Here is a 19,559-nt window from a genome sequence, read left to right as displayed (position 1 = left end):
TCTTAATAAGAAGAAACTCATGATTCAGAATAAATACGACTCCAAAGCAAGAAAAAAATCTTTTAAGACTGCTTCATCCTCTATAAGAAGCACTATTGCGTCTACAAAGCGAGCCTACCTCAGTGCTAGCGTAGTTTTTGCTTTTAGCCTCTTGGCTACTACCGCGCAGGCAGATACAACAGCTGCTGAAGATTACCGCGCACCTGCTTCAGTCGATGCAAGTGCGCCAATTGCTGCCTTATCTAAACTGACCAGCTTAGACGATGACAAACCTTTAAAAGTCACCGTACCAACCATTCAACAGTTTAAGACCAAGTCTGGCGTACCTGTCATGTTTGTACAAACGACCACCTTGCCAATTGTCGATGTTGATTTACGTTTTAATGCGGGTAGCGCGCGTGATGGTAGTATCAAAAAGGATGGTTTTGGTATTGCTAATATGACAGCGACGATGCTCGAACAGGGGTCAAAAAGCCTAGATGAAAACGCATTTACGCGTGCAGTGGAAACGTTGGGCATCAATCTAAGCAGTAGTGCCTACAAGGATATGTTTATCGTTTCACTGCGTAGCCTATCTGATGATAAGCATCTTCTGCCAGCCATTGATTTAATGACACAGATGGTAAGCGAGCCTACGTTTGATGAGCAAGTTCTAGCACGCAATAAAGCAAGACTATTGGTAGGCCTGCAGCAACAAAAACAAGATCCCAATAGCCTAGCAAGTATCGCTTTCAATGATGCTTTGTACGGTACTCACCCTTACGCGCATCCATCAGTCGGCACGCTAGAAAGCGTTCCTACGATTGAGAAACAACAACTGATAGACTTTAAAAACAAATATCTGGTAGCAGCAAACGCGTCTGTTGCTATGACCGGCAACCTGACCTTAGAACAAGCCAAAAAACTGGCAGAAGACATCACTGCTAAATTGCCTACTGGCCAAGCTGCCACTGATTTACCTGAGCCGAAACCGCTTACTAAAGCGCAGCACGTCCACATTCCATTTCCTAGCACTCAAACCACTGTCCTTATGGGACAATTGGGTAGCAAAAGGGCAACCGACCCAATAGCACAGCAGCAGCAGACCAACTTTGCTGTTGGAAACGAAGTCATGGCCGGCAGTGATTTTAATGCGCGGCTAATGACAGAGGTGAGACAAAATCTTGGCTATACTTATGGAATCTCAGGATCGATGAATCCGATGCTCTCTCGAGGTCCTTATCAGATTGGTTTTTCGACACGTAATGACAAGGCGCGTGCGGCCATTGATGCAAGCTTAGCGGTTATCAACGAAACGCTGGACAAGGGCATCACTAATAATGAGATGCGCTTAACTACAGATAATCTGAAAAACAGCTTCCCGATGGGATTTGCAAGCAATGCCGGTATTAATGGCTTACTTGGAATGATGAACTTTTACCAATTACCGAATAATTACTTAGCTGACTATACCAATCGCATTGATCAAGTCACACTTTCAGAGGTCAATCAAACCATGCGAGATACACTGAAGCCTGATAACTTTTTGATAGTTACAGTTGGACAAGAAGATCCGTGGAAAGAAAATAAAGCGGCAAAAAAAATCAGTAAGAAATAAGTTGCTAGGAAAGTAGTTTAGAAAAGATAAGGCTTATTAATTTTGTGGACGTATTATAAGTGGTAAAGAATACTACTCATAATATGTCCATTAATATTTGAACGGTTATAATTTTTAAATAAGAAGTGGAATATTAGGAATGCTTAGTATTAAGAATACTTGGCATCAGAAATTTTTAGCGTAACATCATAGACAAAATGCTCAGGCTTATGGGTAGCCCCGTTATAGCTCAAACGGATAACATGCTTGTCATAAGACGTCACTTTATAATTACCATTGGCAAAGTTATGTAGCGTTGGCACAATTAACAATGCTTCTATTTGACGGTTATCTACTTTAACATTGAGGCGCTGACCCTCTCGCGGATATAAAAAATAATCACAGTAGTCATTTACCATGACCTCTGATATACGTTCGATAACCTGATTACCTGTTTCTTCTTGAATTAATTTTGGACAGACATCAGAGCGCTTAGAGGCTAAACGAGCGTAAGAGTTCTTGATACTATCTTCTATCTCTTTAGAGCTTTGTATATGTCTATCAGCCTTATCCGTCACTATCATATTGTTTTCAGAGGACATCTCTGTACTACACGCACTAATCAGCAATACCGACATAAGTGCAGAAGTAAACAAAGCACCATACTTATAGTTAGAGTGCAAAAAACTTTGTTTCTCGTTATTTAATTTATGATAGCTTTTCATTGTCGAGCGCTGATTTTTCATAGTTTTCGCTTAAAGTAAATTTGGTGGTTTTCTTTATAAGCCATGAAAATATAAAGGCGATTGATAACACATATTATTAAAGCATAGTTTTTAAAGACTAAACAAATTTTTAATGAACTCATGCGTCTAGCCTATAAATCCTACCAAATAATTACAAAATTATTATTTTTAGTAAACACCGGAATAGTATATATAAAAATGAATATATATCTAGCGTTATCTCGGCTAACTTTATATTTATTTGAACTTTCGATTCTTGATAAGTAAATTAATAGCGGCAAGAAGAAGAACTACTAGCGTGATTGAATCCCCATTTACGATAACCATCCGTATCTAAATGAATAGCTCCCGTCGCGTATAATCCTAAGCCAAAGTTATAAGGCTGTCCTTGATACTGCCAAAACTGACATAAGCCATCATGCATGGTACTCAAGCGCCATAAATTGTCTTCGTACTCAGGCACCCAGATATCCAAAGCACTTGCATTCATATGCTTACTACCGTCTGCCCCGCCTGCACAGTCATTCAAACCTGGGTTGCGATATACCGAACGTATCTCACTGCTGAGTGGTAAAATACCTTGGTTTTTCAATTCACTATAAAGGCGCAATGTTGGTACAATGTTAGACCATAGCTCTTGTGGCGGCAATTGATACGGCTCATACCCGCATTTACTCCAACTACGGGCAGTCGTCAGCAGTTGAGACAATGGCGGTACATTCTGCGACCCGACTCTTGCGCTGAGATAGCGTTCGTACTCTGCTACTTGTCTGGCACGATAGCTATTGCTATTTAACCATGCGTTAAAGTCCATACTCATAGAATCGTTATAAGCACCATTATATGTGTTGTTTGCTGTACTATAAGTAGTACCACGTCTCACTACATTCACACGTTTGTTTTCTTCAATGGACAACCTAGCATCAATCTCGAAATCACGCTGTTTTTGTACAATCAAGTTTTGCATACTGTCGCCATTTGATGCACTCACACCACTCAACATGGTGACACCAGGACGCTGATTTGAGCTGTTAGTAGATGGCGTTATATAAGCGTTACTGTTATTGCTTGTACTGCTACTTTGACGTATTTGAATACGGCGTTCACTATCGTCACTGATAATAACGGCATGAGCACTGACACTGCCAGCACATAGGATAAGGGTGATAATAGGTTGGCAAATTTGCCTATACGCATGGATTTTTGATTTTATCATTGCAAGAAACTACCGCTAAAAACGTTTTATCGATACTATCAAATTTTCAACAAGCAGGCTAAACTATCGCTTCTAATTTGAAGTCCAATATTGATAATTAACACTTATCCTTATAACTTTTATAATTGAGTGACTTTATTATTATTTGTGAATTATATGGCCATTGCGTGCTCGCATACTTTTATTAAAGTCGGTACTTTTAAGTACGCTTCTCATCATTATTTATAATGAGACAATTTAGTTAGTACTTCCCTCCTACACCAATTGTTAGCCAAATTCTGCCTATGTCTTCTAACCCGCAATATCGTTTTTCACGTCAGAGCCATCATTTGGGTCAAGGTCATGCACCGACACTATGGCAACGTATTCATATCGACCCATGGTTAACTTTACTGTTATTGACGGTTTGTTGCATTGGTCTAACGATTCTATACAGCGCCGCTAGCCAAGATATTGGTATGGTCATTCGCCAAATGGTCAGTTACGGTGTGGCATTCGCTGTGATGTTTACCATGGCGCAGATACCGCCCAGTCTCTATCGTACTTTTACGCCTATATTTTATGTCTTAGGGCTTATATTATTAGTGCTGGTAGATATTATCGGTGAAGTACGTATGGGTGCTCAGCGCTGGATCAATTTACCTGGGTTCGGTAGTGTGCAGCCTTCAGAGTTTATGAAGCTTGGCATGCCAATGATGTGTGCTTGGTTTTTGTCTAAGCGTGATTTGCCACCGTCAGCGTCTAGCATTGCTATTACCTTGGCATTAATCATTGTACCGGTGCTATTAATTGCTAAAGAGCCCGATCTTGGTACATCACTACTGGTCGCTGCTAGTGGTATATTTGTGCTTTTCTTAGCAGGCCTTTCATGGCGATTGATTTCTGCTGCTGTAATTTTGGCTGTGCCGTTTATTGCTTTTGCTTGGAACTTTTTACTCCACGACTATCAGCGTACGCGGGTATTGACACTCCTTAATCCTGAAGCAGATGTACAAGGTGCTGGGTGGAACATCATTCAATCGAAGACAGCTATTGGTTCAGGCGGCCTCACTGGAAAAGGCTATTTAGAAGGCACTCAATCACACCTGCATTTTCTGCCAGAAGGACATACTGACTTTATTATTGCCGCCTTCTCTGAAGAGTTTGGTTTACTCGGCGTGATGCTACTGATGTTCATTTACTTTTGCCTTTTATCACGTGCCTTATATATCGCTTTCACCCATCCTGATGTTTATAGCAGATTGTTGGCTGGTGCTATCGCTATGTCTTTCTTTGTTTATATATTCGTCAATGTCGGCATGGTTGGCGGCATTTTGCCTGTCGTAGGTGTTCCACTACCATTTATTAGTTATGGGGGTACGGCTATCGTGACTCTGATGGCAGGATTTGGCCTACTCATGTCTATCCATACACATAAATCTGACTAACTGGAATAAAATACTTTCTGTATAAATAGTCTTTCGAGTAAGTCGTTGTAATAATTATGGTAGTACCATTAAGATAAATTGTTTTGTATTACAAATGATTTGATAAAAGACAATGAGCCATAGCGCGAAGAAAAGTTTTATTCTGAGCGCTATGGATTTTTTATTTTAATGGTTTTCATATAATGTATGTTCGTATCAATCACTATAATAGTTACAAATCCGAAATAATTGTTCGTTTTAACTCCTCTTATTTTTAATAGTAAATAGGCATAATTTGCAATATGAGTTAACCACCCATAAGTCTAGAAAGATTTTATTCCTTGTTTTTTACAAAAAATTGCGTTAACCTCGTTTTACTGTACTCTGATACATAACCCGTACATAGCTACTAATAAACTTTGCATTTAAATATATTTAGGTTGTAGCGTAGCCGTATAGTTAGCATCTTGTAGATTCCAGACTTTCAAATACACTACTTAATTAACGGTTTGATAACAAAGCGATACGCGATGTCCTCTTAACCCTTTATTAACGTAGCATTCTAAAAAAGTTTGTAGATCGCACATCATGTAAATACGACATATAGTGACATTGTCACTCAGTCCTGATTTTGGACTTTGTATTCAATGCTTATCGCTAACTATCATTTGAGCGTATCGTCAGTCGCTTTAGCTCTATTTCTGCTGAATACTGATGATAATGAAATGAAAAATTACCATATATTAATATCTATAAGAGCCATTCATTAATCAATATGAAAACAAGAGATTAATGCCATGCTCAATCTAAAATATTTAGAGTTAGGTTTTGATGTATAAGTTATAGAGGTATTTATGAACAAGCGTTTATCTGGTTTACTTACAATGTCAGCAATGCTATTTGCTGGCTCTGCAGTCGCTACCAATGCAAATGCTGTAGAAGCAAAGACCACACTTGCTATGATTTCGCAAGATAACGCCTCCCACATTGACCGTGTACTTGGTGAATTAAGCCGTCAACATGATGGTGCATCAAGTTTGGTAAAGTCAGCCCGTCAGCCGACTTCATTGGCACTTAGCAGCTCATTGTTAGCCAATGATACGACACAAGTTACCAACGATGAAGATGTATTAGAGCGCCTAACAGCTGTTGCCTCTAACTCTGTCAGCAAATTTAAGCAGACTGGTCTTGCGTCTTGGTATGGTCGTAAGTTTCATGGTCGCAAGACTGCCAGTGGCGAAACTTTCGACATGAACGGTTTAACTGCAGCGCATCGCTCATTACCATTGAATTGCTATGTCAAAGTTACTAACAAGACCAATGGTAAAAGTGTCGTGGTAAAAGTGAACGATCGTGGCCCATTCCATGGTAACCGTGTATTAGATTTATCTTATGGTGCTGCTAAAAAACTCGGTATTACGAGCAAAGGCGTAGGTAACGTTGCTATTGAGCGAGTTGCAGGACCTTAATTTTAGGTATCGGTTTTAAAGACCAATAATATTGCTAGCCTATATAGCAAAAAACGCCTAACTAATCATTAGTTAGGCTTTTTTTATGGTTTATATTTATCGTTCCAAACTAACAGTAGCGACTAAGCTACTCAAAACACAGTACTATTAATTCTATATAACTTATAACTCAAATGCGCTTTCGATAGCATCATCCAGACGCTCGACAGCAATCACATTGATACCCTTAAACTGAGGCGCATCCTTAGAAGGTGCATTGGCCTTTGGAATGATGGCATGCTTAAACCCATGTTTCATCGCTTCTTTCAGGCGCTCTTGTCCATTAGGTACTGGGCGGATTTCACCAGATAGGCCCACTTCACCAAATACTGCTAATGAAGATGGTAACGCTCTCTCTTTGATACTTGAAGCACAGGCCAACAGTACGGCCAAATCAGATCCTGTCTCTATGACTTTAACGCCACCAACGACGTTGACATAGACATCTTGTCCACTGGTATGTATTCCGCCATGGCGATGCATCACTGCTAGTAACATGGATAAACGTTGGAAATCTAGACCCAGCGCCATCCTTCTAGGCGAGCCTTGTGAATCATCTACCAAGGCCTGCACTTCTACTAGTAACGGCCTTGTACCTTCACGGCTGACCATTACTACAGATCCAGCAACAGGTTTGTCATAACGACTCAAAAATATCGCTGATGGATTGGCGACTTCTTTGAGCCCCATGTCAGTCATACCAAAGATGCCCAGTTCATTAACCGCACCAAAGCGATTCTTAACCGCACGAATCATACGAAAACGCGAGTCAGACTGGCCTTCAAAATAAAGTACGGTATCAACCATATGCTCCAATACTCGCGGACCCGCTAACGTACCCTCTTTGGTTACATGTCCTACTAAAAATAGCGCTGTACCTGTTTGCTTAGCATAGCGAGTCAAAATCGCAGCAGACTCTCTAATCTGACTGACACCACCTGGTGCAGAGTTAATAGCGTCCGTATAAATCGTCTGAATAGAATCAATAATAGCGATGGCTGGCTGCTCTTGCGTTAATGCAGCACAGATAGTTTCTACGTTAGTTTCGGCCAGTACACGCAGTCTATCAGCAGGCAAGTCTAAACGTTTGGCTCGCATGGCCACCTGTGCAAGTGACTCTTCACCCGTCACGTATAATGCACTACCTGCCAATGAATCAGCTCGTGCCATATTGGTCGCGGTTTGCAGCAAGATAGTTGATTTACCAATACCTGGATCACCACCGATTAACACCACAGAACCTGCTACTAACCCACCGCCGAGTACGCGATCAAACTCACTGATACCGGTTGGTAGGCGCGTGTCGAGCGTCACACTTACTGCATTAAGCGGCATGACAGCACTGTGAGTACCGGAGTAGTTACCAGCTGGCGCACTGGTACCACGAGTAGCAGCTCGTGCGTTATTGGGCTTCGCGGTGCTTTTATTGTGATGTGGCATGCTGACATTTGGGGCTTCAACCAAGCTATTCCATTCCCCGCAATCCGTACACTGCCCAGCCCATTTACCAAAATGCGCACCGCAATGCTGACAGACATAGCTGCTTTTATTTTTTGCCATAGCTTATAAGCCTTATTCAGAGGGTCAATCGAGAATAATGAAGAAAGTATTGTCACGCTTTATAAGTGCTGATTCAAAAATATTTGTCATGATAAGTCAGCCATTGGTTTTGCAAGCTGTACTTGAAAGAGGATGAGATTAATTGTAGATATAAGTAGTAACTGGCTTACAGGCTCTATATATAATAGTGTTAGCCAGTTCTACTAGTTAATTAGAAAATACAAAATTGTTGGTATAAATTTTACGCAGCGTTTGGAAAGCAAAATGCAGAGGAAGTAAGGAAAATCCATACTAGCATAACTCTACTTTAGTAGCTCTGTTTTACTCTGAACCGATCTTATAAAATAGAGTATGAGATAAGGGATTTAACGCTCTCACTTATACTTGGAAGTCTTTACCTAGATAAACAGATTTTACTAAATCATTTTCTAACACTTCAGCTGAAGTACCTTCTGCAATGATAGCGCCTTCTGATACGATATAAGCCTTTTCACAAATAGCCAGTGTATCTCGAACATTGTGATCGGTGATTAAAACGCCAATGCCACGATTTTTCAATGTCAAAATAACGTCTTTGATATCGCCGACAGAGATAGGATCTACCCCCGCAAAAGGTTCATCCAATAAGATAAACTTAGGATCAGCAGCCAATGCTCGCGCAATCTCACAGCGTCGACGCTCACCGCCTGACACGCTCATACCCTGAGACTTGCGCACATGTTCTAAATGGAACTCGCCAATCAATTTTTCAAGTTCTTGCTGCTGTTCAGCTTTACTTAATTCTGTACGAGTCTGTAGGATAGCTAAGATATTATCTTCGATAGACAGTTTACGAAAGATTGATGCCTCTTGCGGCAGATAGCCGATACCCGCACGCGCACGCTCATGCATTGCGTATTTAGATAAATCCATTTTACCTAGCGTAACACGGCCTTTATCCATATTGACCAGTCCCACCACCATATAAAAGCTAGTTGTTTTACCCGCACCATTAGGCCCCAACAGTCCGACGACTTGACCCTGTTCTACAGAAAATGAAACGTCTTTGACCACCCAACGCTTACCATAGCGTTTGCCTAGATTTTGCATAGTCAATCGAGCGACAGGCGCCGTATTAGTATTTGATGCCGATAGGTCTAGATTTTTATCATCGCTCATAACTTACTCTTACTTTCACAAAATTTAAGCATTGCTAAAGGCAGACTAATTTACTCATAGCCTGTTTATTTGGATTAACGTACGCCACTTTGGTTTGTACCGTTATTAGGCGGGAATACCAGTTCAACGCGCTGATTGCCGCCAGCAGTCGCTTCAACATCACCTGCTTTTAGGCTATAACGGATGACATTACCAGCGAAGCTTGCACCATTTTGAACCAGTTTTGCATTGCCAGTTAGCGTAATAATCCCAGACACTGCGTTGTAGTCAATCTTATTAGCCTGCCCTTTTGCCAAGCCTTTCTCTTGCGTGACTACTTGCTGCATAGTCGCTGGACGGCCAGTTGCTACCGCTGAATTAATGCTACGCTGCTGAGAAAGATTGACCGTGATGTTATCAGCCGTCATCTTAAACGTACCTTGAGTGATAATGACATTCCCTGCATAACTGGTCACGCCTGTACGCTCACTATAAGTAGCTTTGTCCGCTAGCAATTTAATCTGTTGATTAGAATCTGATGGCAATGCGTGACTATATAGCGGTAGCGCCAATAACATTACCATTGGCAGTGCGCGCAATTTTTGCAAGCAGAATGACGATGCGCGTAAAGTAGGCAAAAATTTAAGTTTCATATAAATAACTCATTTCATAATAGGTGGTAGGATTTGCAAACTTTATGCTAGCTGCTATTTTTTGACACAGTAAATAAGAAAGACTTTGATTAAAACAATGCTTTGTCTTGGCGTTTAGATGGAGAAAAGGCAACAGCAACTTGGCCAAATTCGTACTCACCTGTCTCAAGATTGGCAGTCATACTAGAGGCTTCAAATCGATTCATGCCTTGTTCAATTTTCACAGGCGCGTCACTGTATACCTTGCCTGATTTCGTATTACCTTTTAGCGTACTACCAGTTACTTTTATCGGTTCGATATCAGGGGTACTCTTATTGCCTTCGCTCACCAGTGTAAATCCACCTGATAAACTAAGCTCCCCTGTCTGTTGACTGATGGCTGCACTGCCCGCTTGAATACGATAACGTTGCTCTGCAGATGGCTCCCAATTCATGGTAATGCCTGACATTTCATCCTGATTGGTCTCAGGATTATGTGTTAAAGATTCAGCGGTAAGCTCGTATTCGGTTTCGCCCTGCTCATTGGTCTGCACGGCTTTGATATCAGTGGCTTCATAATCGACATCTGTCGTTTCAATATTGACTGGCGGCGTTACGTCGCCTTGCTGCTGAAAAAACCAACCCGCGATACCAGCAATAATTAAGGCTAATACAATTAAGACACGTGTATTCACGACTGTTTATCCTGAGTTTGCGCCTCATCAAGCGTGTAATGCGCGATAAAGTCTTGATAATGTCCATGACCTTTTAAAATAAGATCACATATCTCGCGCACTGCACCAGTGCCGCCAGCACGAGTCGTTACCATGTCACTGCGCTTGATGACTTCAGCATGCGCATTAGGTACGGTTGCTGCAAATCCTACTGTTTGCATCGCTTTAATATCTGGTAAATCATCACCCATATAGGCACAGTCGGCAGCAGTAATATTCAGGGCAGGATCTAGAGAAGACAGCAGCTCGTTTAGCGCAACAAGCTTATCATCACGGCCTTGCACCACATGGTTGACGCCCATTTCTGCTGCGCGCTTGTTTACCATTGCACTACTACGGCCCGTAATGATGGCTGTTAAAATACCGTAGCGCGCTAGAGACTTAACACCCACACCATCCTGTACTGAGAATGCTTTGGTCTCGACACCATTGGCATCATAGATAATTTGACCATTGGATAAAATACCATCGACATCCATGACCAATAGTTTTACTTGTCCAGCTTTCTGTATCAAGTCCTGCATTATTTGTCTCTTTTTATTATTTATTTTCGAAGCGTTATTCTATATAGCTTAACTATTTCAACGGCAACTCACAAACCTTATTTAACACCAGCTTGCAGCAAATCATGCACGGTAATAATAGCTTCTAAACGATCTTCATCATCAATAATCAATAACTGGCTAATACTACTCTCATTCATGACACTAAGCGCATCTGACGCACGCATCGTTTTACTGATATGGCGTGGATTGCTGACCATTACTTCATGCATTGGCGTTTGTAGATCGATGCCTTTTTCTAACCCTCGGCGCAAGTCACCATCTGTGAACACACCGACGACCTTGTTATTATCATCAGTCACTACTGTCATACCCAAGCGACCGGCAGACATGGTAAATAAAGCTTGTTGCAATGGGGCCTGCTGATGAATCAAAGGCAAGTCTTCTGACTTGGTATGCATCAAATCTTCAACACGCGTCAATAGCTGACGACCCAGTGCACCAGCAGGATGCGATAATGCAAAATCTTCAGAAGTAAAATTACGGGCATGTACTAAAGCAACCGCCAATGCATCTCCGAGCGCTAAAGTAGCTGTCGTACTGGATGTAGGCGCTAGATTAAGCGGACAAGCCTCTTGCGACTGACCGAGCGTTAATACAATGTCAGCTGCTCGTGGTAGCATACCGCGCTTATCACGACTGATACTGATGAGAGGGATATTTAGATGTTTAACAACTGGCAGTAGCATCTTGATTTCATCTGACTCACCTGAGTTTGAAATAGCAAGCAGCACATCACCTTTTACAAGCATTCCCAAGTCGCCATGCCCTGCTTCACCAGGATGCATAAAAAAAGCAGGCGTACCAGTTGAGGCAAAGGTTGCTGCAATCTTGCGTCCAATTAGCCCTGACTTACCCATGCCCGTGACTACTACTCGACCCTTGCAAGTCAGAATGATGTCACATGCTTGTGCAAATCTGTCGTCAATCTGTTCTGTTAGCAGTGCTAACGCAGATATTTCGGTATTAATGGCCTCGATAGCAGTGGTAATAAATTGCTCATGGGTTAAGTTGTTTTTGGTATCACTCATGAATCCGCTCTATTTTTATAATGAATCAATACTCTATTTTACTACACTATGTTTCATATTAGTAATGGTCTACAAAATCTACACTAATATAGTGCTATATACTGAATAAAGAGCATGCTGCTATCTATACAAAAAAAACCCACTATTATCAGCAGGTTTTAAACGAATAAATCATGTTTTAATATTTTTTTAGATAACATGCTCGATTATGGCAATGAGTTAGCTGTTGTTATCATTAGAACCATCGTTTGGCTTATCTTCGAAGCCTGTACTATCTGCCGTGGCATCAAACCCACGATCTTGACCAAAACCACCACGCTCAAACCCACGCTCTTGGCCTTGGCCAAAGCTACCGCGTTCAAAACCACGATCTTGACCTTGGCTAAAACCACCACGATTGAATCCACTGCGACTCGATGCAAATCCGCGCTCTTCAAAGCCGCCAGCAGCAGGGTTACTACCACGTTCAAAGCCACCGCCTTGATATCCGGTTGGTGCTGCACTCTGAGGCTGAGCACTTGTACCTGTCGTCGTACTACTACGCGGGTTACGTGCTGGCACTACTGTTGAGATAGCATGCTTGTATACCATTTGGCTCACTGTGTTTTTCAGGAGAACGACATATTGATCAAATGATTCAATTTGGCCTTGTAGTTTAATACCATTGACCAAGAAAATAGAGACAGGAATGCGATCTTTGCGCAGCGAGTTCAAGAACGGATCTTGTAAAGTTTGTCCTTTTGACATGAAATCTCTCCTAAATATTATATAGTTATGTTTTGAGTGCCAATTATTTTAAGTGTTAATTTAATTATAATGGCTAAAAGGTAGATACAATAAGGTGTTTTCTTTATAAAACGTATCTAAATAAATATTCGTTGCTCTTAAGTGATTCCACTTTATCGCGAATACGTTATTATTGTAAATAATTAAGTAACTAGTTGTTTCGTTAATGATTTATGTCTACAAAAGTTCATAAACCAGACATCATAACAATGCTCAATGCACTGAGCTAAATTATAACAGCTATCTATGCCAACTTTTGAAACTAATTGTGTTAGCTATTATTGTACCTTAAGACAAGTACTCTCGTGCTTCGGCCATGGTTTCAAACGTTTGTAATATCATACGACTGCTATTATCAGTCCCACTCTCAGAGTCTGCCATCCCATTTGATGTTGCACTGGGCAATTGCATTACCTTTCTTAGCCATGTGTACTGACGTTTTGCTAGCTGCCTTGTAGCATATAATGCCTTATTTTGCATTTCCTGACAAGCAAGCGCCTCGGTCTCTTGGTTAGCCATGTTTGGTTGAGCAGCTGACTGAGCAACATTATCTGTGATTTCTGTTTCTCCGTTGACAGCTGAATGCTTTCCAAAAGCTTCATAAAATTGAGCTTTATCCAGATGAGTCTCATTAAATATCGGATGATCAATGTGCACCAAGTATTCTAGTACTTGCCTGTAACCCACACAGCGCATCGAAGGCATATTAGGCGTGAGCGGATACTTTTTTAGTAAGTCTATGACTTCAGCCACTAGCCCTTCATTCCACATGATATCTAGGCGTTGTTCGATACGATCATGTAGCCATGGACGATCCGGCATTACCGATAGCGCATGCCATTGCTGCTTCGGATTATGTGCCAATGCTTGCTTCGGCTTGCGCTGCCAGTCACTTATTGGAATATTTGTTTGTAGATAGACTTCAATTGCTCGCGTGATACGCTGAGTATCAGTAGCATTCAAGCGCTCATGACTTATAGGGTCTATACTACTCAAATAATCATATAGAGCGCTAATACCTTCCTCTTGACGCCACTGCTCTACTCGCGCCCGTACGCTGTCATCGCTATCGGGCACAGGAGACAACCCATCGAGTAGCGCCATGTAATACATCATGGTGCCGCCTACTAATAATGGTATCTTGCCATTTCTGTGACACTCGTCAATGAGGCGGGCAACGTCACTGACAAACTCCGCCACACTATAGCTTTGCATAGGATCAATGATATCGACCAAATGATGTGGATAACGCGCCAGCTCAGCCGCTGTTGGCTTGGCTGTGCCAATATTCATGTCACGATATATCAGCGCTGAGTCCACAGAAATTAATTCAAAACGACCTGTATCATATAGCTCGTATGCCAGTGATGTCTTGCCGCTAGCAGTTGGTGCCATAAGACAAACTACGCTGTTATCCGTCAGTTTGTGAGGTAGGCTATCAGACGAATGTTGCATAAAGTGGCCTTTCATAATATATGGATAACTCAGATATCGATTGGTTTAATTGCTTTAAGATGTTGTAATTATTTTCAGATATTCAGGATAGCATTAGCTTTACTAAGTGGTGACTATCTATCGCTTTAATAGCATTGTTCGTAATTATTTCAGTAAGATCATTCACAAGAAGTATTGAATCTTGCGCAGACATTTGCGTATTGACACTAATAAGTTGCTGATTAAACTCAGTAGCACTGCTTGGTAATCTATCTTTTTTGAATACTTGCTGACTAGAGGTAAGTGACTCAAATAGCTGGCTTATTTTAGACTGCCAGTCTTTAGCACTTATCAGTACACACTGCCCTTGGTGATAAAATAACAGCCAAGGTAGACTTTTATCCTCTATGCTTGAGTCAATACCAATAGTTTCTATATCGTTGATGATATCTAAGCAAATTGGCAAAAATGCATAGGGAACTGCTACAGCGGAATCATGTGACGTGCTGTTGTTACTGTTGTTGCTTTGGTCTGATCGCTCATTGATATAAGATTGCATTGACTCTTGCAATGAAGGATTATTTGAAGATAATTGGTTTGCAGTAGACTGATAAGGCTGTCTAGTAGCTTCTACTTGATTATTCTGCCTTGGGTTGTTGATAGGCTGAATACTCGAAAGGGGTATTTCAGAAGAACGACTTAGAAGAACATCATTACTTGTTCTTGCCACAGAAGTATATTGGCTATCAGCGTCTGTCGTCGCTACGGACGCAGATGCAGACTCAGACCCAAACTTAGCTACATCAATCGTTTTCAACTGCGTACGAACTGTATGACCTAAGTGCGCCATAATATTATTCAATGGACTAATTTTGATACGTTGTTTAGATGGATGTACATTGATATTTAACCATTGCGTTGGCAAATCAAAATACAGTGCATACCCCATACCTGCTAGCTGCGCACCTTGTGCCAGTTGACGTATCTGATTGCTAATCAACGCTTCTTTTACCAGCCTACCATTTACATAAATCAGCTTGGGTAAGTCAGATTTTTCATGATGCAATGGCCATAACCAGCCACTAATCGCTGCGTGATTACCATTGCTATCATCGTACGCTACAGACGACTGTACCAGACTCGACAAATCTATCGATATTGCTAATGCATTATCTGTCAATGCCATACCCGTTGCCTGTTCTAGACGCGGTAGTGGCAAACGACTGTCATTATTGTCATTATTACCACTAATACTCGTAGCACTTGCAGATAATGATAGCCGCTGTTTATTGTCATGAAAAAGTGTCAAAGCAACATCGGCACGCGCCAGTGCAACTTCTCGGACGATAGTTTCGATATGACCGAACTCAGTAGCAATAGATTTCAAATTGCCACGGCGGGCAGGCACGTTAAAATATAAATCTTTTACAACAATCGTGGTACCGCGGTTATGGACAACTGGTAACAGTTTCGGTGTGTCATCCAATACGCCAGCGACCTGTAATTGACGGCCAATACCACTCTCATCATGACTACTGGTTAGGGTCAAACGCGAGACAGCAGCCATCGCCGCTAACGCTTCACCGCGAAAACCCAATGTCGTAATACCATGCAAGTTAGCAACGTCAGCAACCTTACTGGTCGCATGACGAGTGATGGCCATGACCATGTCATCAGGATGAATACCGACCCCATTATCCACTACCTCAATCAGACCCATACCGCCTTGAGTGATGCGCACTTCAATATTGGTCGCACCAGCATCGATGGCATTTTCCAGCAGCTCTTTGACCACTGCTGCTGGACGTGTCACCACTTCACCTGCTGCTAATTGATTGACCAGCAACGGCGATAGTTTTTTGATGCGGGTATTAGGATGATTATCTGGCATGGATAGATGTCGTATTTTTAGAAAGTAGCGTTTGGTATAATTTAGATATTCATTTAGATGATAAGTTGTGATAAATCCAAACCCTGCGCTTGACCTGCCTTTGACACTCTCAACTGCACTTGGCGTGCTTCAGTGTCGTTATCATCGCTGACACTTTGAGTCATATCGATGAATAACGTAGGCGGCGGCAAATAGCTATCAGCGCGGCTAGCCCATTCGATAATTACTAGCGCTTCAGGCTCATCCAGATACTCGTCAAATCCAATAAAAGACAGCTCTTCTGGATCTTGCAGACGATATAAGTCTGCATGATAAACTGGTTTGATCGAACCATCTTTTCGCTGAATACTATAAGGCTCAACCAAGGTATAAGTTGGACTTTTTACCGCACCTGTATGACCAAGCGCTTGTAACCAATAACGCGTTAGTGTAGTCTTTCCAGCGCCTAAGTCGCCTGCCAGCCACACGCTACCTGTCAGCGGCAATGTCGCTAATTGCTTAGCTAATGCTTGAGTATCTTGCTCAGAATTGAGTATCAGAGTCTTTAAGTATTTACCATTTTCTATAGATTGAGCATCACACATCAGACTGAACCTGCTCTGTCTGTACCTGCATGGTCACCGTTGGATTGGTAAAGCTTTCACCACGAATCAGTTTGGCATATAGCTCAGAGTCAGTCCACTCAGCACGAACCTGCTCACTGAATTCAAAATCTTCTAGAACTAGTTTACCCATTTGATCATTTGCAACATCATTAGCAAAGCACTGCGCATACCCTGTCGCCGTCTCATGGGCAATCACTGAGTAAACGCTGACATCTGCTTCGCCGTTTTGCATTTGTGTCTGACGCAGTATTTCTTGTGCCCAAAAGAATATCACTCGTGAAAACTGCTCTGCCGATGGTGAAACTGGCAAGCTTATCCAACGTGCGCTAAATTTCTTACACGCTGCGACATACTCAGGATCATCTTTGTTCCAAAAACAAATGGCATGATCAAAGCTATCAATAATGTCTTTGATGGAAGATTTTAGCAAACCAAAATCATAAACCATTTGCCCATGGTCTAAACGATTGGCTTCAAGGATCAGCTCAATTTGATAGCTGTGGCCATGAATCGAGTGCTTACAACGCTCAGAACTACAGTTACGAACGATGTGAGCATTTTCAAATTTGAACAGTTTACGAATACGCATAATAATTTGACCAAAACAGTAAGCACTATGGTGCTAAATGTTAATAAATAAGAGTTTGCCGCGTTTATGAATCGGTTTATGGTTCATTATAGCAAATCGCCATGTATCCGTAAGTAAGCACTTATTAATACAATGATTGATTGAACGAATCAATTGATAAACTAGGACTAACCGTATTGGGATTGCTCATCATTCTGCGCAAAGAACACTTAACGAAAACCATAAATGATTTGAATGATACTTGAATCGTAGACGAATTGTGCGAGCGCTATCTATTACTAAAGCTTAAGCCTATACTCTATTCAGTAAACAGCTATGTTAGCTGTATTCACACTGTCTTGAATTCGCTTAACTTTGCGTAATGAGTAGTGTGCTGTAAAAAAGGAAACGATGATGAGCAAAGGTCAAGATAGTAAGAAGAACGTTAAGAAAAAGCCCCTTTTGACGGCTAAAGAGAAGAAAGCTGCCAAACAAGCCAAGAAAGACGACAATGGTAGTATTTTAGGTAAACATTAACAATCGATACATCAATATGCCAATCTGACCTAACCGTTCGATTGGTATTTTTTTTGGTTCGTCATTGGCCTTTAGCTAAGCACTATCTTTAATTAAGCTTAGGTTTTTATTAAGCTCCGCGCGGAGCAAACATAATGATCGCCATTCCTAATAGCGCAACTACCGAACCCACTATGTCCCACATGGTTGGTCTTATACCATTGACCGTCCACAACCATAAAATCGCCATACATATATAAACACCACCATATGCAGCATAAACCCTGCCCGCAGCAGTCGGATGTAATGACAGCAGCCAAACAAACGCGGCCAAACTCAGCGCACCAGGTATCAGTAGCCAGATTGACTTGCCTTCTCGCAGCCAAAGATAAGGTAGATAACATCCTGCAATCTCAGCCAATGCAGTAAGCGCAAATAGCCCAACCGTCTTTAATTCTGTCAAAAATCACTACTCCTCGTCTAATATCCTTCTAACCCGATAAAACCAGTCAGGTATTGTACGGTATTTCCCAAAATAATCACCCTATCTCTATCACCACTTATAAAAAGCTATTTTGTCTGACATTACAGTCAAAATCACAGTAAAATCTATCATAGCAAGCAAACCTCTTAGATAACCGTCTATCGAGGCCATACCGACATTGTAAATAGGAAGTTAGCATCATGATGCGTATTGGATTATTTTTATTAACCAACTTAGCAGTGATTGTGGTATTTAGCATTGTGTTTGGTATTTTATCAAGGTTTTTTGGGATCGGTGGTGTGCACAGCGCAGGTGGTCTTAACTACATTAGCCTTGCCATTATGTGTGGTATCTACGGTATGGTCGGCTCGATGGTGTCGCTATTTATATCAAAGTGGATGGCTAAAAGATCCACTGGTACGGTAGTCATAGAATCGCCACGCACCGCTACTGAGCAATGGTTAGTTGATACAGTCGCCAAACAAGCACGAGCCGTAAATATCGGTATGCCTGAGGTTGGTATCTTTAATAATTCGCAGCCAAATGCCTTTGCGACTGGCTGGAATAAGAATAAAGCGCTGGTAGCGGTTTCGTCTGGTCTATTGCAAAACATGAATCAAGATGAAGTCGAAGCCGTATTGGCGCATGAGATTGGCCATGTGGCTAACGGTGATATGGTAACCCTTGCCCTCATTCAAGGGGTCGTAAATGCGTTTGTAATGTTCTTTGCACGTATTGTCGGTAGTTTCGTTGACCGTACTGTGTTTAAAAACACCAGTGACCGCCCCGGTATTGGTTACTTTATTACCAGTATCGTAATGGATATCTTACTTTGGTTTTTGGCATCTGCCATCGTCATGTGGTTCTCACGCTTACGTGAATTCCGTGCAGATCAAATGGGCGCAAAGCTTGCCAGCCGCGAAAAAATGATCAGTGCGCTTGATGCGTTGCGTCCTTCTGCACAGCGACCGGATCAAATGCCTGAGAGCATGAAAGCATTTGCGATCTCATCAGGACAAACTCAAGGCTTTAGTATTGCCAACCTATTCCGCTCACACCCCACGCTTGATGACCGTATTTCGGCATTGCGAGAATATAATCCTAGTGCGCGATAATGGAGGAAAATATAGCTACGATATTATTAGAGGTACGATGTAGAGTACAGT

Annotated in this window: 18 protein-coding genes and 1 pseudogene; 5 read left to right on the top strand and 14 right to left on the bottom strand. The window is 41.7% G+C overall.

What is annotated here, in order from left to right; genetic code table 11:
• The first annotated feature begins 19 nt into the window (after nucleotides 1-19).
• Entirely contained in the window at nucleotides 20-1,597 is a 1,578-nt protein-coding gene (locus tag V6252_RS02995) for a pitrilysin family protein (RefSeq protein ID WP_341609227.1), read from the top strand.
• A gap of 149 nt (nucleotides 1,598-1,746) precedes the next feature.
• Here the strand turns inward: V6252_RS02995 and V6252_RS02990 are convergent, their stop codons facing one another.
• Together V6252_RS02990 and V6252_RS02985 are read right to left on the bottom strand one after the other, a co-directional pair.
• Nucleotides 1,747-2,322: a hypothetical protein gene (locus V6252_RS02990; protein ID WP_341609226.1), complete on the bottom strand. Its 576-nt coding sequence runs from the start codon at nucleotides 2,320-2,322 to the stop codon at nucleotides 1,747-1,749.
• 268 nt (nucleotides 2,323-2,590) lie between these two features.
• The gene (locus V6252_RS02985) at nucleotides 2,591-3,538 is read right to left on the bottom strand and encodes a D-Ala-D-Ala carboxypeptidase family metallohydrolase (protein ID WP_341609225.1); all 948 of its coding nucleotides are present in this window, start codon (nucleotides 3,536-3,538) and stop codon (nucleotides 2,591-2,593) included.
• A gap of 284 nt (nucleotides 3,539-3,822) precedes the next feature.
• Here V6252_RS02985 and rodA point away from each other — a divergent pair, with 284 nt between their 5' ends.
• Both rodA and V6252_RS13850 read left to right on the top strand, forming a co-directional pair.
• Nucleotides 3,823-4,965, top strand: coding sequence for a rod shape-determining protein RodA (gene rodA, locus V6252_RS02980; protein WP_341609224.1), 1,143 nt, complete (start codon nucleotides 3,823-3,825; stop codon nucleotides 4,963-4,965).
• 1,106 nt (nucleotides 4,966-6,071) lie between these two features.
• Nucleotides 6,072-6,413, top strand: a pseudogene (locus tag V6252_RS13850) (septal ring lytic transglycosylase RlpA family protein); the annotation flags it as partial.
• Between the two features lie 162 nt (nucleotides 6,414-6,575).
• Here V6252_RS13850 and radA read toward each other — a convergent pair.
• The 11 genes from radA to V6252_RS02920 all read right to left on the bottom strand — a co-directional run bounded on the left by radA (nucleotide 6,576) and on the right by V6252_RS02920 (nucleotide 17,414).
• On the bottom strand, nucleotides 6,576-8,012 hold the full coding sequence (radA, locus tag V6252_RS02970; RefSeq protein ID WP_341609223.1) for a DNA repair protein RadA: 1,437 nt from the start codon (nucleotides 8,010-8,012) through the stop codon (nucleotides 6,576-6,578).
• A gap of 378 nt (nucleotides 8,013-8,390) precedes the next feature.
• Complete coding sequence (gene lptB, locus V6252_RS02965) at nucleotides 8,391-9,101, bottom strand: LPS export ABC transporter ATP-binding protein (RefSeq protein ID WP_379544987.1); 711 nt, start codon at nucleotides 9,099-9,101, stop codon at nucleotides 8,391-8,393.
• Between the two features lie 143 nt (nucleotides 9,102-9,244).
• Nucleotides 9,245-9,802 (bottom strand): lipopolysaccharide transport periplasmic protein LptA, encoded by a 558-nt coding sequence (gene lptA / locus V6252_RS02960; RefSeq protein ID WP_425355843.1) that lies wholly within the window; start codon nucleotides 9,800-9,802, stop codon nucleotides 9,245-9,247.
• An 89-nt stretch (nucleotides 9,803-9,891) separates the two neighbouring features.
• On the bottom strand, nucleotides 9,892-10,476 hold the full coding sequence (gene lptC, locus V6252_RS02955) for an LPS export ABC transporter periplasmic protein LptC (protein WP_341609222.1): 585 nt from the start codon (nucleotides 10,474-10,476) through the stop codon (nucleotides 9,892-9,894).
• On the bottom strand, nucleotides 10,473-11,039 hold the full coding sequence (locus tag V6252_RS02950) for a KdsC family phosphatase (RefSeq protein ID WP_341609221.1): 567 nt from the start codon (nucleotides 11,037-11,039) through the stop codon (nucleotides 10,473-10,475). The genes lptC and V6252_RS02950 overlap by 4 nt, the downstream gene beginning before the upstream one ends.
• Before the next feature lie 77 nt (nucleotides 11,040-11,116).
• Nucleotides 11,117-12,109, bottom strand: a complete 993-nt coding sequence (locus tag V6252_RS02945) for a KpsF/GutQ family sugar-phosphate isomerase (RefSeq protein ID WP_341609220.1) — start codon at nucleotides 12,107-12,109, stop codon at nucleotides 11,117-11,119.
• A 219-nt stretch (nucleotides 12,110-12,328) separates the two neighbouring features.
• Nucleotides 12,329-12,856, bottom strand: coding sequence for an RNA chaperone Hfq (gene hfq, locus V6252_RS02940; RefSeq protein WP_341609219.1), 528 nt, complete (start codon nucleotides 12,854-12,856; stop codon nucleotides 12,329-12,331).
• A gap of 327 nt (nucleotides 12,857-13,183) precedes the next feature.
• Nucleotides 13,184-14,350, bottom strand: coding sequence for a tRNA (adenosine(37)-N6)-dimethylallyltransferase MiaA (gene miaA / locus V6252_RS02935; protein ID WP_341609218.1), 1,167 nt, complete (start codon nucleotides 14,348-14,350; stop codon nucleotides 13,184-13,186).
• A gap of 82 nt (nucleotides 14,351-14,432) precedes the next feature.
• Nucleotides 14,433-16,220, bottom strand: a complete 1,788-nt coding sequence (gene mutL / locus V6252_RS02930) for a DNA mismatch repair endonuclease MutL (RefSeq protein WP_341609217.1) — start codon at nucleotides 16,218-16,220, stop codon at nucleotides 14,433-14,435.
• A gap of 53 nt (nucleotides 16,221-16,273) precedes the next feature.
• A complete protein-coding gene (tsaE, locus tag V6252_RS02925; RefSeq protein WP_341609216.1) occupies nucleotides 16,274-16,804 on the bottom strand; it encodes a tRNA (adenosine(37)-N6)-threonylcarbamoyltransferase complex ATPase subunit type 1 TsaE in 531 nt (176 codons plus the stop codon).
• Nucleotides 16,797-17,414, bottom strand: a complete 618-nt coding sequence (locus V6252_RS02920; protein WP_341609215.1) for a 6-carboxytetrahydropterin synthase — start codon at nucleotides 17,412-17,414, stop codon at nucleotides 16,797-16,799. The genes tsaE and V6252_RS02920 overlap by 8 nt, the downstream gene beginning before the upstream one ends.
• A gap of 393 nt (nucleotides 17,415-17,807) precedes the next feature.
• Here V6252_RS02920 and V6252_RS02915 point away from each other — a divergent pair, with 393 nt between their 5' ends.
• Complete coding sequence (locus tag V6252_RS02915; RefSeq protein ID WP_021815223.1) at nucleotides 17,808-17,930, top strand: hypothetical protein; 123 nt, start codon at nucleotides 17,808-17,810, stop codon at nucleotides 17,928-17,930.
• A gap of 109 nt (nucleotides 17,931-18,039) precedes the next feature.
• Here the strand turns inward: V6252_RS02915 and V6252_RS02910 are convergent, their stop codons facing one another.
• Complete coding sequence (locus tag V6252_RS02910; RefSeq protein ID WP_341609214.1) at nucleotides 18,040-18,372, bottom strand: YnfA family protein; 333 nt, start codon at nucleotides 18,370-18,372, stop codon at nucleotides 18,040-18,042.
• 221 nt (nucleotides 18,373-18,593) lie between these two features.
• Between V6252_RS02910 and htpX the strand changes: the two genes are divergently transcribed.
• Nucleotides 18,594-19,508, top strand: a complete 915-nt coding sequence (htpX, locus tag V6252_RS02905; RefSeq protein ID WP_341609213.1) for a protease HtpX — start codon at nucleotides 18,594-18,596, stop codon at nucleotides 19,506-19,508.
• Nucleotides 19,509-19,559 lie beyond the last annotated feature (51 nt).

Source organism: Psychrobacter proteolyticus, assembly GCF_038155145.1.
Classification (GTDB): domain Bacteria; phylum Pseudomonadota; class Gammaproteobacteria; order Pseudomonadales; family Moraxellaceae; genus Psychrobacter; species Psychrobacter proteolyticus_B.
The sequence above is the reverse complement of the archived record's forward strand: the minus strand, read 5'-3'. Positions and strand labels throughout refer to the sequence as shown.

Coding starts and splice junctions, on each gene's coding strand:
- V6252_RS02995 (WP_341609227.1), top strand. CDS start 20: ATGATTCAGAATAAATACGACTCCAAAGCAAGAAAAAAATCTTTTAAG.
- V6252_RS02990 (WP_341609226.1), bottom strand. CDS start 2,322: ATGAAAAATCAGCGCTCGACAATGAAAAGCTATCATAAATTAAATAAC.
- V6252_RS02985 (WP_341609225.1), bottom strand. CDS start 3,538: ATGATAAAATCAAAAATCCATGCGTATAGGCAAATTTGCCAACCTATT.
- rodA (WP_341609224.1), top strand. CDS start 3,823: ATGTCTTCTAACCCGCAATATCGTTTTTCACGTCAGAGCCATCATTTG.
- radA (WP_341609223.1), bottom strand. CDS start 8,012: ATGGCAAAAAATAAAAGCAGCTATGTCTGTCAGCATTGCGGTGCGCAT.
- lptB (WP_379544987.1), bottom strand. CDS start 9,101: ATGCAAAATCTAGGCAAACGCTATGGTAAGCGTTGGGTGGTCAAAGAC.
- lptA (WP_425355843.1), bottom strand. CDS start 9,802: ATGAAACTTAAATTTTTGCCTACTTTACGCGCATCGTCATTCTGCTTG.
- V6252_RS02950 (WP_341609221.1), bottom strand. CDS start 11,039: ATGCAGGACTTGATACAGAAAGCTGGACAAGTAAAACTATTGGTCATG.
- V6252_RS02945 (WP_341609220.1), bottom strand. CDS start 12,109: ATGAGTGATACCAAAAACAACTTAACCCATGAGCAATTTATTACCACT.
- hfq (WP_341609219.1), bottom strand. CDS start 12,856: ATGTCAAAAGGACAAACTTTACAAGATCCGTTCTTGAACTCGCTGCGC.
- miaA (WP_341609218.1), bottom strand. CDS start 14,350: ATGCAACATTCGTCTGATAGCCTACCTCACAAACTGACGGATAACAGC.
- mutL (WP_341609217.1), bottom strand. CDS start 16,220: ATGCCAGATAATCATCCTAATACCCGCATCAAAAAACTATCGCCGTTG.
- tsaE (WP_341609216.1), bottom strand. CDS start 16,804: ATGTGTGATGCTCAATCTATAGAAAATGGTAAATACTTAAAGACTCTG.
- V6252_RS02920 (WP_341609215.1), bottom strand. CDS start 17,414: ATGCGTATTCGTAAACTGTTCAAATTTGAAAATGCTCACATCGTTCGT.
- V6252_RS02915 (WP_021815223.1), top strand. CDS start 17,808: ATGAGCAAAGGTCAAGATAGTAAGAAGAACGTTAAGAAAAAGCCCCTT.
- htpX (WP_341609213.1), top strand. CDS start 18,594: ATGATGCGTATTGGATTATTTTTATTAACCAACTTAGCAGTGATTGTG.